The organism is Neptunomonas marina (genome assembly GCF_004005935.1).
Taxonomy (GTDB): domain Bacteria; phylum Pseudomonadota; class Gammaproteobacteria; order Pseudomonadales; family Balneatricaceae; genus Neptunomonas; species Neptunomonas marina.
Map to the genome: position 1 here is coordinate 300980 of NZ_SACQ01000005.1, position 15897 is coordinate 316876.

Genomic DNA, 15897 nt, shown 5'->3' on the forward strand with positions numbered 1-15897 from the left:
TCTAGACAGTATTTGTTCATTTTTGTAGTATTACTACAAAATTAACTACAAGAAGAGATAGGCGTGTAGTTTGTGCTGAAGCTCTCATAGAAACCTTATTAAAGGTTCCATAAAACCTAAGGGATAGTGCTTAACAAGCATACGTGGAGAAGGCAAAGTGCTAGATAAAACAGTTGAAGATGTAGATCCAATTGAAACTCAAGAGTGGATGGATGCTTTAGAATCTGTTGCCAAAAGCGACGGTGATGAGCGCGCCCGCTTCCTTTTAGCTCAGCTTGGCCGCAAAGCATCAGATATCGGCATCGATGCAGGTTGCTCGCTAACAACACCTTATCGCAATACTATCGCGCCTAAAGACGAAGCGCGTATGCCTGGCGATCTGTTTATGGAGCGTCGCATTCGTTCATTCATTCGTTGGAACGCGATGGCAATGGTTATGCGTGCCAATGACAACGATGACGGCCTTGGTGGGCATATCTCGAGCTTCTCCTCTTCGGCGACGCTTTACGATATCGGTTTTAACTATTTCTTCCGTGGTAATGAAGGCGGCCAAGAATCAGATATGGTGTTCTTCCAAGGCCATATCTCGCCAGGCATCTACTCTCGCGCCTACTTAGAAGGTCGTTTGACAGAAGAGCAGATGGATAACTTCCGTCGCGAAGTTGATGGCAATGGTTTGTCGTCTTATCCACACCCTTGGTTGATGCCGGACTTCTGGCAGTTCCCGACGGTTTCTATGGGTCTTGGTCCAATTCAGGCGATCTACCAAGCTCACGTGATGCGTTACCTATCTGCACGTGACTTGATCAACCGTGGTGATCGTAAAGTATGGGCTTTCTTAGGTGATGGTGAGTGTGACGAGCCAGAATCTTTGGGCGCGATCGCGTTGGCGGGTCGTGAGCAGCTTGAGAACCTTGTATTCGTTATCAACTGTAACCTGCAGCGCTTGGACGGTCCGGTACGTGGTAACGGCAAAATCGTACAAGAGCTGGAAGGCGTATTCCGTGGAGCAGGCTGGAACGTCGTTAAATGCCTGTGGGGTCGTCACTGGGATCCATTGTTCGAGAAAGACGAGCACGGCTTGCTACAGAAGCGTATGGACGAGGTTTGCGATGGTGAGTTGCAAAACTACAAAGCCAACGGTGGCGCTTACACGCGTGAACATTTCTTCGGTAAGTACCCAGAGCTACTCGAAATGGTTAAGGATATGTCCGATGACGACATTATGAACCTGAACCGCGGTGGTCACGATCCTTACAAGGTTTATGCTGCCTACAACGCTGCTATGAACCATAAAGGCCAGCCGACTGTTATCTTGGCGCAAACCGTTAAAGGTTACGGTACAGGTAAGTCTGGTGAAGCGAAGAACGATACGCACTCTATGAAGAAGGTTGCGCTGGATGATCTGAAAGATTTCCGCGATCGCTTCAACATCCCGCTATCTGATGAGCAGTTGAAGGATGTGCCTTACTACCGTCCATCTCCTGATTCACCAGAGATGAAGTACATGTTCGAGCGCCGCGAGAAGTTGGGTGGTTTCTATCCCGTTCGCCGCACCGAGTTTGAGCGTTTGGAAACACCAGCGCTGGAAGCGTTCTCTAACAACTTAAAAGGCAGTGGTAGCCGTGAGTTGTCAACCCAGATGTCTTTGAACCGCGTGCTGAGCTCGTTGGTTAAAGACAAGAATATGGGTGAGCGTGTTGTGCCGATTGTTCCTGACGAAGCACGTACGTTTGGTATGGAAGGTATGTTCCGCCAGCTCGGTATTTACTCTTCTGCGGGCCAGCGCTATGTGCCGCACGACTCAGACCAGATCATGTTCTACAAAGAGTCAAAAACAGGCCAAATCCTTGAAGAGGGTATCAACGAAGCGGGTGCGACGTCTGCTTGGATCGCGTGTGCTACCTCATACGCGAACAACAACTGCACTATGGTGCCGTTCTACATCTTCTACTCCATGTTTGGCTTCCAACGTGTCATGGACCTGATTTGGGCTGCTGGCGATATGCAAGCGCGTGGCTTCCTGATCGGTGCAACATCTGGCCGTACAACGCTGAACGGTGAAGGTTTGCAGCACCAAGATGGCCATTCTCAATTGATGGCACAAATGATTCCAAACTGTGTTTCCTACGATCCAACGTACGGCTATGAGCTGACCGTGATCGTACAAGATGGTTTGCGTCGCATGTACAAAGAGGGCGAGAACCGCTTCTACTACATCACGACGATGAACGAAAACTACGCTCACCCAGAGATGCCGCAAGGCGCTGAAGAGGGCATCATTAAAGGGATGTACCTTCTGGAAGAGGGTAAAGATGCTGAGCTTAAAGTTCAGTTGATGGGCTGCGGCACAATCCTACGTGAAGTGCGCGAAGCAGCTGTGATCCTGCGTGAAGAGTTTGGTATCGAATCCGACGTATGGAGCACAACATCGATCAATGAATTGCGTCGTGATGCTCAGGCTGCGGTGCGCCACAACATGCTGCATCCAGAAGCTGAGCAGCAGGTGCCGTACGTGACCGCATGCTTGCAAGATCGTCAAGGTCCAGTCATTGCGTCTACTGACTATATCCGTCTGTTTGCTGACCAGCTACGCGAATACATTCCGCACCGTTACAAAGTTCTGGGTACTGATGGTTACGGCCGCTCAGATACGCGTAACAAGTTGCGTGAATTCTTCGAAGTTAACCGTTACTACGTTGTTGTTGCTGCGCTTAAAGCGTTGCAGGAAGAGGGTAAGGTTGATGGCTCTGTCGTTGCTAAAGCCATTAAGAAGTTCAACATCAAGGCTGATCGTCCAGCACCGTGGACTGTTTAAGTCCGGTTTGAACTGACTATTGGCAAAGGATAAGTAGAGGACATTATTGTGAGTAAAGTCACCATTACAGTTCCAGATTTAAGCGGCGCAGAAGACGTAGATGTTGTAGAAGTGCTGGTTGCTCCGGGTGATTCAGTTGCTGAAGGCGATAGCCTGATCGCGCTGGAGACGGATAAAGCATCGATGGAAGTACCTGCTGAGCAAAGCGGTACTGTTGTCGAAATTTTGATTAAAGAGGGTGACACCTGCAACGAAGGTGATGCCATTTTAGTACTAGAAGCAGGTGAAGCCGCAGCGGCTGCTCCGGCAGCGGAACCGGCACCTGTTGCTGAAGCAGCGCCAGCGCCTGTGGCTGCCGCCGCGCCACAAGCTGCAACCTCTGTTGAAGAGGTACGTGTACCAGATTTGAGCGGTGCAACGGATGTTGACGTGATCGAAGTGCTTGTCAAAGCCGGTGATAGCGTGGCAGAGGGCGACAGCCTTATCGCGCTGGAAACAGATAAAGCGTCAATGGAAGTACCATCACCACTTGAGGGTGTTGTTGAAAGTGTTGCGATTGCAGAAGGTAGTACCTGCAATGAAGGCGATCTCGTATTAACACTGCGTGTTGGCGGTGCGACAGAAGCGGCAGCGCCACAAGCAGTGGCTGAAGCTGCACCGGTTGCGCCGCAAGTTGCAGAACAACCAGCGGCTAGCGGCGGCGCACAGGACGTTGCTGTACCAGATTTGAGCGGTGCAACAGACGTTGACGTAATCGAGGTGATGGTCAAAGTCGGTGATGAGATTGCTGAAGGTGATAGCCTGATTGCGCTAGAGACTGATAAGGCGTCTATGGAAGTGCCTTCTCCAGCGTCTGGTGTTGTTGCAGCAGTTAGTATTCAAGAGGGCGCAACTTGTAATGAAGGCGACCTTATTCTAACGCTAGAAGTTGCTGGTGCTGCACCTGCACCTGCTCCTGCTCCTGCTCCGCAAGCAGAGGCACCTGTCGCTAAGCCAAGTGCGCCCGCGCAACCTGCACCGAGCGCGCCTGCGGTACAAGATGTTGTCGCACTGGAGAAGAAAAACCGTCAGGTTCATGCTGGCCCAGCGGTACGTGCCGTGGCACGTGAGTTTGGTGTCGATCTGACGTTGGTTGCGGGTACAGGCCGTAAAGGTCGAATCCTCAAAGAAGACGTGCAGGCATACGTAAAAGGCGCATTGAAGCAACTCGCTGAGCAGCCAAAGCAAACCGCCGCTGTTGGCTCTGGTATCCCTGCGATTCCAGAAGTGGACTTCAGCAAGTTTGGTGAAGTTGAAGTTGAGAAGCTCAGTAAAATTGCCAAAGTGACACGCGACAATATGGCGCGCTGCTGGTTGAATATCCCGCACGTTACGCAGTTTGACGAGGCGGATATCACTGAGCTGGAAGCGTTCCGTAAGTCGATGAAAGAGGAAGCGTTGAAAGAGGGCGTCAAGCTTACGCCGCTGCCGTTTATGATCAAGGCAGTTGCCAAAGCGTTGGTGGCAAATCCTAAGTTCAACGCGTCTTTACACGCTGATGGCGAGCACTTGGTCTTCAAGAAATACGTCAACATCGGTATTGCGGTCGATACACCAAACGGCCTTATGGTTCCGGTTATCAAAGATGCAGATAAGAAGACGATCTACGAACTATCTAAAGAGGCGCTTGAGCTGGCAGGCAAAGCTAAAGATCGCAAGTTGAAGCCGAACGAAATGCAAGGTGCATGCTTCACGATCTCAAGCCTCGGTGGTATCGGTGGTACAGGCTTCACGCCAATCGTTAACGCGCCGGAAGTCGGTATCTTGGGTATCTCCAAAGCTGACATCAAGCCGCGCTGGAATGGTAAAGAGTTCGAACCACGTACGATGTTACCGCTGTGCCTATCTTATGATCACCGCGCAATCAATGGTGGTGATGCTGGCCGCTTCTTGACGTACGTTAACGCGTTGTTGAGCGATATTCGCCGCTTGACGCTGTAAGCGCGTCCAATACTTTTTAAGCAAGTCCCTTGGCTCACGGGGTTCCTTTGGAACCCCGTTTTTTATGCCTAATGATTAAAGATTGGCAGTAGGCGTGGGTCTTTCAACAGGCTCTCTGGTGTTATGGTGCGCCGTTTCCAAGGAATAAAGCCCAGATACCAGCAGCGCCAGAAGCCCACATTGGCTTGTGGGTTTTTCGTGATCAGCTGTTCCAGCGTTTCCACCTCTCCAAGCTTGATACCCAAGGCGCTCTCGAGCACCAATGCGGTGAACTTTGAGCAGAACATGCGTTTGTCGTCATAGTTGAAACCTAAGTGATACCACTTTCCAAGGTGTGACTGCACAGCTTGCTTCAATGCGCTTAATTGAGTGTCGGATATGCCCTTGTTGAATCGGTGGACAGCGATACGTCCACTCTTTGCGCGTGCGATGAACTTATCTAGCGGCGTTATACGCACCTTGGGTATTGCGCTCTCGGCAACGTACCAGCGGCCGTGCTGTTGAATGGCAACGCCAACGTGAGAACACCAACTTCCCGTGCCTTGGGCCACTTGCCGATAGAGAAAGCTATCGATCGCGATGAATAGGAGATCTCCCTCCTTTAAGTGCTCTGTGACAGCGGTACTGATAAGGTCGGTCTTGTTCATTGGGTTGCTCCTGCTAAGTGATGGAGCAAGCGTGCGATAAAATAGAGCTTTTGTAATACGATTTTTGGAAAGTATTAAAATACTATACCTTGTGTCGCGCTATTATCCTGTTGATAGCGTACTTTGTAGGCTTGATTCAGGTGCTAGACACCTCCTTTAGCTACACTATAGCTACCGATCATTAGGCAGTTGGAGAGCAGCATGGCAGTGCTTGTTACAGGGGGCGCAGGCTATATTGGTAGTCATACCGCAGTACAGTTAATCAATGCAGGTGAGCACGTTGTTGTTTTCGATAACTTGAGCAATAGCCATCCTGAGGTTTTTAATCGCATCGAGCGCATCACTGGGTCTCGGCCGACTTTTATCGAAGGTGATATCCGCGATAAAGCAGCGCTGAAGGCGCTCTTTGAGGCGCACCGTATCGATTCGGTGATTCACTTTGCGGGCTTAAAAGCCGTGGGCGAGTCCGTTGAAAAACCGATGCTTTACTATCAGAACAACGTTGAGGGTTCCCTCAATTTATTTGCCGCGATGGCAGAAGCAGACTGTAAGAATTTAGTGTTTAGCTCGTCTGCGACGGTATATGGCGATCCCGCCAGTGTGCCAATCCGAGAGAACTTTCCGTTGTCTACCACGAACCCTTATGGTCAGTCGAAACTGATGGTAGAGAATATCCTGCGTGACATCGCAACGGCGGATACGCAGTGGAACATTGCATTGCTGCGCTACTTTAACCCTGTTGGCGCTCATGAAAGCGGCTTGATTGGTGAAGACCCTGCAGGCATCCCCAATAATCTAATGCCGTTTGTTGCTCAAGTCGCAATCGGTAAGCGAGATAAGCTCAGCGTTTTTGGGGGCGACTACCCAACCCCTGATGGCACGGGAGTGCGTGACTATATTCATGTTGAAGATCTTGCGAATGGCCACCTAAAAGCGTTAGCAGTGCTTGAGCAAGGGCATGGCTGTCAGGCGTACAACCTAGGCACAGGTAACGGTTACTCGGTACTTGATGTGGTTAAGGCGTTTGCTGCGGCGAGTGGGAAAGAGGTTCCCTACCAAATTGTTGATCGTCGTGCCGGTGATATTGCCGAGTGCTTCGCTGATCCAGCTTACAGTTTAGAGAAGTTAGGTTGGTCTGCGCATTATGATATGCAGCGCATGGTAGCGGATCACTGGCGCTGGCAGTCGGAAAATCCGAACGGCTATAAAGCCTAGGTTTGGTTGGGCGCAGCGGTTAAAGGCCGTTGCGCTCTTGATAGCGAGTATGTGCCAAAAGCAGTGCACCCCACCATGTTCCGCGCGCTGTGAAGGCAACAAAGTTAGGGTTAAGCAGCGTCTCTCGTTGGTTATAACGCATCGCTTGCTGCGTATTTAAGTCAATCACCTGTCCACCTGCACCTCTTAATACGGCGTCTGCTGCTGCGGTATCCCACTCGGACGTCGGGCCTAGTCTTGGGTAGAGGTCTGCTTGGCCTTGTGCTAACAAACAAAACTTTAATGAGCTGCCAATGGACGTGAGTTCCGCTGCCGGTATTTGCTCAATAAACTGTTTAACTTCATCCGTTAAATGGGAGCGGCTACCCACCACAATAGGAGGCGTTTGAGGCTCACGCACGCTAATCGCCGTGGGGCTTTTGTTGTCGAATTGCCGCCAAGCACCATAGCTTTCGCCGCCCCAATACAGTTCCTTGGTAACAGGTACATAAACAACGCCGAATACCGGGTCGCCTTTATGAATCAATGCAATGTTGACGGTGAACTCGCCGTTGCGGTTTACGAACTCCTTTGTGCCATCTAGCGGATCCAGCATCCAAAAGGTTTGCCAGTTGTGGCGCTGCGCAATAGCGGTAGCTGATGACTCTTCAGATAACACCGGAAAGCTTGGCGTTAATTGTTGCAATCCGCACTCAAGTATTTGGTGTGATGCTAAGTCGGCTTCTGTCAGTGGTGAGTTATCGGCTTTTGTTGTTACCTCAAAGCCTTGCTCGTAGATCGTCATGATCGCCGCGCCTGCCTGCTGTGCCAGTTGGCAGACGTCATGGATAGGTATGTCTAGTTCGCGCATGTTTTACCTACTCCGAAGTAGTCGATACCGCTATCGCGCATGGTTTGATAATCAAACATGTTACGGCCATCGATAATCAGGGGGGTGATCAGTTCGCTTTTTACTACGTGATGATCAATGTCTAGATACTCTGGCCAATCTGTTAGCAATAGCAACGCATCGGCGTTCCGCAGCGCCTCGAGTTTATTATCGGTCGCGTGAACTTGCGGGTGGTATTGATAGTGGCTACGCACGTTTTCGAGCGCTTCCGGGTCATGTACCTGTACGTGGGCGCCCTGCGCAATAATGGCATCAATACAGCGGATGCTAGGCGCTCCATCGATGGATGCTGAGCCCGGTTTGAATGATGCGCCCCAGATGGCGATGGTGCGGCCCTTGAGGTTGCAATCGAAGTACTGCCAAAGGCGACGAAAGGGTAGCTCTTTCTGTTTCTCGTTCTCTTCAAGCACGGTTTCAAGCAGCGCAGATTGCTGATTACGCTCCAACAAGCTCGCTAAGCCGCGGATTGAACGGGAGAAATTGCCCCCACCAAAGCCACAACCCGGCGCTAAGTAGTGCGGGCCAATACGCTGATCTGCGCCCATGCTGCGGCGGATGATATCGATATCGGCGCCAAGTTGTTCAGCGAGGTTGGCCATCTCATTAATAAACCCGATACGTAGTGCCAGCATGCCGGTAATCGCAAATTTAGTTAGCTCTGCCTCGCGAGGGGTGACTTCGAAAAACTCAGTGCTAGGAGCAATGAGTGTACCCAGTAGCGCGCGAAAGTCTTTGGTAGCCCATGAGGCGTGGCAGCCGAACGTGATCGCGGAGGGCGAGGCAAATTGGCTGATGGCTTCGCCTTCAGACATGTTTTCAGCAAAGTAGCTCACAATGCTGGCGCTTTGCTCCGGGAACTGGCGCTGCAGATCATCACTGCTCCCGACGCCAAAGTGGCTCATATTGATGATATGGACTCGGTTATCATCATTGAACGCGGCAATCTGCGCGACATAACTCTTTGCGAGCAGTAACTCGTTTGCGGCCAGAGCAAATAGGTGGCGGTCGTTACCTAAAGCCTGCTGTGGGCTTATGAGGCCAATGTTACCGGATTGGCTGCCCTCTTGAACGAGCGCCTTGAGTTGGGGTTCATTGATGGTTGTGCTGTCGAGTAACGACAAAATGTCAGCATCGGTCTGCTCGGTAACCCAATAGATATTATGCCCTTGCTGGCTTAGCACCGCTGCGGCCACCCAGCCGACCAGCTCTTGTCCCCAAATTGTCAGTTCCATTACGAGCGCTCCTGTTGCTGATGGATGTGGCGCATAAGGCCATGGGTGGATGGGTCAAACTCGGAGTCGCTCGCTTGATGCTGCAGAGGCTTAAGTAGTGAGGTTGCCATCGTTTTGCCGAGTTCAACACCCCACTGGTCAAACGGGTTGATATCCCAAATGACGGACTGTACAAAAACTTTGTGCTCGTAAAGGGCGATCAAGCTTCCGAAGGAGAAGGGCGTTAGTTCATCGAGTAGCAGAGTTGTCGATGGCTGATTGCCGTGGTACTGCTTGTGACCTGGAACGGGCTGATCATTCTGTTGAACAGCGCTACCAATCGCAAGAATACGAGACTGCGCAAGGCAGTTCGCTAGCGTCAGGGTGTGCTGTGAACGCAGGCTTTCGTTGTCGGTCTTTTCATAGCGGCGTGCTGAGACAATAAAGTCGCACATCACCGATTCAGTGCCTTGGTGCAGCAGCTGATAAAACGCGTGTTGCGCATTTGGGCCGACTTCACCCCACAGTACTGGGCAGGTGCGGTAATCGAGTGACTCACCGACGCGGTTAACGCTTTTGCCGTTGCTCTCCATTTCGAGCTGTTCGAGGTAGGCGGGCAGATGGATGAGACGGCCATCGTAGGGAAGAATGGCATGCGCGTGAATATCGAGAAAGTTCACGTTCCAAACGCCGATCAAACCCAGCAAAACGGGCAGATTTTCGTTCAGTGGCGCAGAGAGGAAATGCTGGTCCATGGAGTGTGCGCCTTGCAGCATCTCGCGAAAACCATCCATGCCGATGCGCAGAGCGATGGGCAAGCCAATGGCGGACCACATGGAATAGCGTCCGCCAATCCAATCCCAGAACTCGAGCTGGTTATCGTCGGCAATCCCCCAGCTGGACATTTTCGCTGGGTTAGCTGAGATCCCAATAAAGTGGCAGCGGTTGATGATGGTGTCGTTGACGCCACTGGCATCGCGCAGCCACTTTCGCGCTGTATGGGCATTGCTGAGCGTATCAATAGTGGTAAATGACTTGGATGAAACGATAAAGAGCGTGGTGGCTGGGTTCAAAGAGCCTAAAATGTCGGCCAGCTCACTGCCATCCATAGAGGATACAAAGTGCACTTTTAAGTGGCGCCCGGCGTTGACGCGTGCACCTCGCAGAGCGCTGCATGCCATATAAGGGCCAAGGTCCGAGCCTCCCACGCCAATATTGACTATGGTGTCGATTGGCTCCCCCGCATAACCGCGCCACTGGCCTGAATGGATGCGCTCGACAATTTTCTCCATGCGAGACAGGTTGGTTTGCACATCTTGAATAATGTTATGCCCGCCCACCTCGAGTGATGTTTGCGCTTGCTCACGCAGCGCAGTATGCAATGCTGGCCGAGCTTCAGAGGTATTGATTGGGTCGCCGTTGAATAGGCGTGTTATCCAGCCCGGCAAGTCTGCGGTCTTTGCAAGCTCCACTAGGTGTTTGAGCGTGTGCTGATCGATACGTTGCTTTGAAAAGTCAATCAGTAGCGGGCCGTGGGCAAAGCTTAGGGTCTTGAAGCGGCTTTCGTCGAGCAGCAGTTCTTTCAGGTGGCTGTGTTGCATCTGTTGTGCATGATCTTGCAGTGTCTGCCAAGATGAGCTTGATGTAATGGTCAATCCTTACTCTCCACCTGATTGAGAAATAATATCGCTTACGAACGCGCGGAAGTCTTGGCCTTCGCTGGTGTGGTTAAGGCCAAAGATCAAGTTTGCCCGCAGCAAGCCTTGTTTGTTACCACAATCGTAGGTTTTACCCTGCATCAGGTAAGCTTCCGTGGTGGTTGATTTTAACAGTTGTGCGATGGCGTCAGTTAGCTGTATTTCATCACCGGCTCCGGGAGGGGTGTTCTCTAAGATGGCAAAAATTTCCGGCGGCAGAATGTAACGGCCCATCACGGCAAGATTGGATGGCGCATCTTGGTGAGAGGGCTTCTCAACGATCTGCTTGATCTTCAGAGTTTGCGGCCAGCTCGATTGGCTAGGTTGTGATGTGGCGATAATGCCGTAGTGGACTACGTTCGCTTCAGCGACCGCCTCGACCATCACTTGTGGTGAGTTTTGGTGATGGTAACGTGCGAGCATTCCGCACAGGTCTGTGCTGTTTACATTACTGGGGTGGTGAATAAGCATATCAGGAAGCATCACTGCAAAGGCTTCCTGTCCAACTAAGGGTGCTGCGCAGCGTACTGCATCGCCTAAGCCTTTGGGTTCGGGCTGGCGTATTGCGCACAGAGATACGCCGTGCGGTAGCAGGCGACGAATGCTCGCTAGGATTTCTAACTTGCCTTTGCTCTCTAATATTTGCTCTAGCTCTGAGTGAGAATCGAAATGGTCAGCGATGGCGCTTTTACCGCTGCGGGTTACAAGGATAATCTCGGTAAACCCTGCAGCAACCGCCTCTTCGACAACATGCTGAATAGCCGGTTTATCCACAACCGTCAGCATCTCTTTAGGAATCGCTTTGCTCGCAGGCAATGTACGGGTGCCGAGGCCTGCAACAGGTATTACGACTTTTGTGAGCTTTGGCATCGATTGCGGACTCCATTCTAAAGCGATTAGGCCAAGTTTACAGTGGTGCCTAGATGAATAGCGGTTGGGTTGTATACTAGCATGCCCCGAATGACGGATATGATAACGGTGTATGAATAGTCAGCAAAATGTATTCGAGGCATTAACGCCTGATGTTGTGATAGATGCGATTGAGCAGCAGGGTTATTACAGTGATGGCCGCTGCTATCCGCTAAATAGTTACGAAAATCGTGTTTATCAGGTGGGGCTAGAAGAGGGTGGTGCCTTAATCGCCAAGTTTTATCGTCCCGGACGTTGGGCTTTGGCGCAAATTGAAGAGGAGGCCTCCTTGCTAGCTGCGCTATCGCAAGCAGGTTTGCCGGTGGTAGCACCGCTAATAGGAGAGAACGGCAGCGCTTTGGTTAAGCAGGCTGGTTTTGATGTTGCGCTCTATCCAAAAATTATCGGCCAAGCGCCTAATTTGGAAGACTTGGATTCGCTGTATGCTATTGGTGAGTTGGTCGGTCGGTTACATGCTTGGACCGAACCCTATCGATTCGCAGCACGCCATGCACTTATGCCGCTTGAGCAGTTGCAAACCTCTGCAAACTATCTGCTCGAGTGCTGGGTGCCGACCGCTCAGCAGGCTGACTTTCGCCAGATAGTCGCTGAGATTGGAGCGGTGCTGGCTGAGCAAGCGATGGCTGCACAGTCGTTAGTGATCCATGGCGATCTGCATCTTGGGAACATGCTGGTGGCCGATGGGATCAAGCTACTCGACTTTGATGATGCGCGTATGGGTTTTGCCATTGAAGATCTCTTCTTGTTGCTCTCAGGTACGGAAGTTGAGCAGCGCCAGCAGCTGTCCGAAGTCATAGAAGGTTATGAGCAATACCGAGAGTTTCCTCGTAGTGAGCTACCGATGTTGCATGGTTTGCGGGCTGTACGAATGGTAAAGTACCTCGCTTGGATTGGCCGGCGCTGGGCTGAGCCGGTGTTTCAGCAAGCGTTCCCTTGGTTTCAACCCGGGGATTGGAAGACCCATAATAACGACTTAAAGCAACTGCTGTTAGCGATGGATAAGCCTATCCTTTTTGGCGGCCAGTAGTTTTAGTGACTTGAGGATAAAAACATGGCTCATGCGAACGACAGCGACGCGCGACAACCCCTTAACTTAGCGGTTTTAACGGTTTCCGATACTCGGGGACCTGAAAATGATACCTCTGGCGACTATCTACAGCAGGCTGCTGAAGCTGATGGACACGATGTGGTTAGGCGCGAAATCGTCGTGGATGATATGTATAAAATTCGCGCCATTGTTGCTCAATGGGTCGCGGATGATGCGGTGCACGCCGTGTTGATTACCGGTGGAACGGGCTTTACCTCTCGCGATAGCACGCCTGAGGCAGTAGCGCCGCTGTTTGATAAAGAGATTGTTGGTTACGGCGAGCTGTTCAGAGCCGTATCGTATGAGGAGATCGGAACCTCGACGATTCAATCGCGTACGATTGCGGGTGTTTCTAATCGAACTCTGATCTTCTGTATTCCAGGTTCGACCGGTGCGTGTCGTACTGCGTGGGGACGTATCATCTCTGAGCAGCTAGATAGTCGTCACAAGCCTTGCAATTTTGTCGAGATGGTACGCCGTCGCGGTTAGTACCGCTTAGTTGGAAATCAAGATGTTGAATTTGTCCGAGCTGGCTGAAGCGCTGTCGCTCGTTTTTTTGGCTGAGTTTGGCGATAAAAGCCAGCTCGTGGTGGTGGCTATGGCCGCAACCTACCGTCTCCTCCCCGTTGTTAGTGGTGCCATTGTTGCCTTCCTAGTACTCAATTTGGTTGCAGTCTTGGCGGGAGCTGTGGTGGCTACTTGGATACCGACATGGGTCGCCGCGGTGCTGGCAGGCTTGGCTTTCATCGGCTTTGGTATTGCAGCTTTACGAGTTGATGATGAAGACGGAACTGAAGAATCCGCCAGCGTCGGCTCAAGTGTGTTCTTGGCTGCAGGCATGACGATTTTTATCGCCGAGTTTGGTGATAAAACGCAGCTGATGGTGGCAACCCTTGCGACCCAATCGAGTGCGTTTTCTGTTTGGCTGGGGGCTAGTCTTGCATTGGTTGGTACGACGCTTTTGGGCGCGTTATTAGGCAACCGGCTAGCTGAGCGCATCTCGCTACTTTGGGTGCATCGCATCGCTGGCGCTTTGTTTATCCTGTTTGGGGTGTTGGCGCTATTTAAAGGTTGGACGTCGTTTCACGCAGAGGTGTAAGGATGCTTTTTTTAGGTTTGCTCATACTGCTGGTTTTTCAGCTGTGCGGGGAAGTGCTTGTCATGGCGTTAGATGCGCCGGTGCCGGGGCCCGTTGTGGGTATGGTGCTGCTGTTTTTTGCACTGCTCATTTTTGGGCACGTACCTGAGCAGCTGCGTTTGTTCAGTGAGGGTCTTTTGAAGCACTTGTCGTTACTGTTTGTGCCGGCGGGTGTTGGCCTGATGGTGCATTTGGAGTATCTAGCCGAGTATTGGTTAGCGTTAGTGCTGGCGTTATCGGTTAGTGCGTTTATTACATTGCTGGTTGTCGCAGGTTTGCTGCGTTTTCTGATGCGCTCTAAAGAGGGGCGTCATTAATGGATTTTTGGGTCTATTTCTCTGCCTCTCCGCTGCTGTGGCTCATTGTGACGCTATCAGTGTTTGCATTTAGTATGGAACTCAATCGACGTATGGGTGGCTCGGCTTTCTTGCACCCGGTTCTGCTTTCGCTGTCGATTATCATCATTTTTTTGCTGCTGACCGGCACGAGTTATGAGCGTTACTTCGAGGGAGCACAGTTTATCCATTTTTTGTTAGGCCCAGCGACGGTCGCGTTGGCGGTTCCTCTGGTAGATCACGCAGAGCGCATCAAGCGTATGTGGTTTCCTTTATTTGCTGCCGCATTGATCGGAGCAGGAGTGGCGGTCGTTTCTGTACTCCTTATTGGCTGGCTATTTGAGCTACCACATGCGGTTTTGATGTCTTTAGCGCCGAAGTCGGTTACCTCGCCGATCGCGATTGGTGTGGCTGAAAAAATAGGTGGATACCCTTCGTTGGCTGCAGGGCTTGTTTTGGTGACCGGAGCGTTGGGTGGCTCATTTGCGCCTTGGGTATTCAAACTGTTAGGTGGCCTAGATGATGAAGTGAAAGGCTTTGCTATCGGCGTCACTGCGCATGGTATGGGTACCGCCTATGCTTTTGGTATTAGTGCCAAAGCGGGCGCTTTCTCTGGATTGGCAATGGGATTGACCGGTGTGATTACCGCGTTTCTGTTGCCATTTAGCTTAGAGTGGCTTGGCTTCTTATAGAGTACGCCTTTTGTTGATTTGCCAAATGTTGGGCTAATCGGTAAAGTGCGGCCTCTTTTCTGAACAGCGATATGTGTGGAGTGCTTCGCTTTTATGACACCGCTAGAGCGTTATAAAAAGGATCTGCAACGAGACGACTTCTCGTATGACCCCTCTCAAGAGACTGCTGTAAAACATCTACAGCGCTTGTTCGATGATCTCATTGCGCAAGAGAATCAGCCGCAGCCTAAAGCATCGGTGCTGGGCAAATTTACAAGCCGCTTCCGTAAAGCAGAAGCGCCTGAACCTGTGAAGGGGCTCTATTTTTGGGGCGGTGTCGGGCGGGGTAAAACATATCTGATGGATACGTTTTACGATAGCCTTCCAATCGAGCGTAAGATGCGGACCCACTTTCACCGTTTTATGCAGCGTGTTCATGCAGACCTTAAAGCCCTCGATGGAACAAAAAATCCACTCGATACAATCGCTGAACAGTACGCCGAAGAAGCGCGCATCATTTGTTTTGATGAGTTCTTTGTATCAGATATTACCGATGCGATGATCTTAGGCGGGCTATTTGAGAAGCTGTTTGGGAACGGAGTCTCGTTAGTTGCGACCTCTAACATTGTTCCCGATGGCCTTTACAAAGATGGCTTACAGCGTGCTCGTTTTTTACCTGCTATTGCATTGCTGAATAAGCACACTGAAGTTGTTAACGTCGACGGCGGAGTGGATTATCGTTTACGTGCATTGGAGCAGGCGGAGTTATATCACTACCCATTGGATAGCCAAGCGGATGCGAGCTTGAATACTAGCTTCGAGAGCCTATCGCCTGATCTTGATGAGGCGGTTGATGCTGAGATTGTTGAAGTTAATGGCCGTGGTATTCAATCGCGTCGTTCATGCGAGGATGTGATCTGGTTTGACTTTAAAGAGTTGTGTGAAGGGCCGCGCTCGCAAAACGACTACATTGAGCTGGCTAAGGTTTATCACGCTGTTCTAGTATCCAATGTTCCTCAGCTAGGGCGCAGTAACGATGATGCGGCACGCCGATTTATCAATATGGTCGATGAGTTCTACGACTGCGGTGTGAAGCTGATTCTCTCGGCGCAAGCACCGATTCACGAAATTTATACTGATGGTCGCCTGAACTTTGAGATCGAGCGTACGCAAAGCCGTCTTCTAGAGATGCAGTCTCACGAGTATTTGGCTCGCGCCCATAAAGCTTAATTTCGGGTAATTAATGCTCGCACAAGCTGTATGGTCTGTGTATAATGCG

General features: G+C 51.1%; 14 protein-coding genes. 9 read left to right on the plus strand and 5 right to left on the minus strand.

Features of this window, described 5'->3' with window-relative positions; genetic code table 11:
* Positions 1–157 precede the first annotated feature (157 nt).
* Both aceE and aceF read left to right on the plus strand, forming a co-directional pair.
* Positions 158–2818: a pyruvate dehydrogenase (acetyl-transferring), homodimeric type gene (gene aceE / locus EOE65_RS12460; RefSeq protein WP_276317523.1), complete on the plus strand. Its 2661-nt coding sequence runs from the start codon at positions 158–160 to the stop codon at positions 2816–2818.
* Between the two features lie 48 nt (positions 2819–2866).
* Positions 2867–4798, plus strand: a complete 1932-nt coding sequence (gene aceF / locus EOE65_RS12465) for a pyruvate dehydrogenase complex dihydrolipoyllysine-residue acetyltransferase (protein ID WP_127694644.1) — start codon at positions 2867–2869, stop codon at positions 4796–4798.
* A 68-nt stretch (positions 4799–4866) separates the two neighbouring features.
* Here the strand turns inward: aceF and EOE65_RS12470 are convergent, their stop codons facing one another.
* The gene (locus tag EOE65_RS12470; protein WP_127694645.1) at positions 4867–5445 is read right to left on the minus strand and encodes a YiiX/YebB-like N1pC/P60 family cysteine hydrolase; all 579 of its coding nucleotides are present in this window, start codon (positions 5443–5445) and stop codon (positions 4867–4869) included.
* Between the two features lie 201 nt (positions 5446–5646).
* Between EOE65_RS12470 and galE the strand changes: the two genes are divergently transcribed.
* Positions 5647–6660: a UDP-glucose 4-epimerase GalE gene (gene galE, locus EOE65_RS12475; protein ID WP_127694646.1), complete on the plus strand. Its 1014-nt coding sequence runs from the start codon at positions 5647–5649 to the stop codon at positions 6658–6660.
* A gap of 19 nt (positions 6661–6679) precedes the next feature.
* On the opposite strand, the gene cysQ is transcribed toward galE, so the two are convergent.
* The 4 genes from cysQ to EOE65_RS12495 are packed head-to-tail and all read right to left on the minus strand — an operon-like array spanning position 6680 to position 11327.
* Positions 6680–7510: a 3'(2'),5'-bisphosphate nucleotidase CysQ gene (cysQ, locus tag EOE65_RS12480; protein WP_127694647.1), complete on the minus strand. Its 831-nt coding sequence runs from the start codon at positions 7508–7510 to the stop codon at positions 6680–6682.
* Entirely contained in the window at positions 7498–8781 is a 1284-nt protein-coding gene (locus EOE65_RS12485; RefSeq protein ID WP_127694648.1) for a nucleotide sugar dehydrogenase, read from the minus strand. Before EOE65_RS12485 ends, cysQ begins: the two co-directional genes overlap by 13 nt.
* Positions 8781–10415, minus strand: a complete 1635-nt coding sequence (gene pgi / locus EOE65_RS12490; protein ID WP_127694649.1) for a glucose-6-phosphate isomerase — start codon at positions 10413–10415, stop codon at positions 8781–8783. The genes EOE65_RS12485 and pgi overlap by 1 nt, the downstream gene beginning before the upstream one ends.
* A 3-nt stretch (positions 10416–10418) precedes the next feature.
* Complete coding sequence (locus EOE65_RS12495; RefSeq protein ID WP_127694650.1) at positions 10419–11327, minus strand: UTP--glucose-1-phosphate uridylyltransferase; 909 nt, start codon at positions 11325–11327, stop codon at positions 10419–10421.
* Between the two features lie 112 nt (positions 11328–11439).
* On the opposite strand from EOE65_RS12495, the gene EOE65_RS12500 reads away from it, so the two are divergent.
* The 6 genes from EOE65_RS12500 to zapE all read left to right on the plus strand — a co-directional run bounded on the left by EOE65_RS12500 (position 11440) and on the right by zapE (position 15848).
* Positions 11440–12414 carry a serine/threonine protein kinase gene (locus tag EOE65_RS12500; RefSeq protein WP_127694651.1) on the plus strand — a complete coding sequence of 325 codons (975 nt, stop codon included), beginning with the start codon at positions 11440–11442 and terminating at the stop codon, positions 12412–12414.
* A 24-nt stretch (positions 12415–12438) separates the two neighbouring features.
* A complete protein-coding gene (moaB, locus tag EOE65_RS12505; protein ID WP_127694652.1) occupies positions 12439–12963 on the plus strand; it encodes a molybdenum cofactor biosynthesis protein B in 525 nt (174 codons plus the stop codon).
* A 22-nt stretch (positions 12964–12985) separates the two neighbouring features.
* The gene (locus EOE65_RS12510) at positions 12986–13573 is read left to right on the plus strand and encodes a TMEM165/GDT1 family protein (RefSeq protein ID WP_127694653.1); all 588 of its coding nucleotides are present in this window, start codon (positions 12986–12988) and stop codon (positions 13571–13573) included.
* A gap of 2 nt (positions 13574–13575) precedes the next feature.
* Complete coding sequence (locus EOE65_RS12515; protein ID WP_127694654.1) at positions 13576–13929, plus strand: CidA/LrgA family protein; 354 nt, start codon at positions 13576–13578, stop codon at positions 13927–13929.
* On the plus strand, positions 13929–14639 hold the full coding sequence (locus EOE65_RS12520; protein ID WP_127694655.1) for an LrgB family protein: 711 nt from the start codon (positions 13929–13931) through the stop codon (positions 14637–14639). Before EOE65_RS12515 ends, EOE65_RS12520 begins: the two co-directional genes overlap by 1 nt.
* Positions 14640–14732: 93 nt before the next feature.
* The gene (gene zapE / locus EOE65_RS12525; protein ID WP_127694656.1) at positions 14733–15848 is read left to right on the plus strand and encodes a cell division protein ZapE; all 1116 of its coding nucleotides are present in this window, start codon (positions 14733–14735) and stop codon (positions 15846–15848) included.
* Positions 15849–15897: the final 49 nt, after the last annotated feature.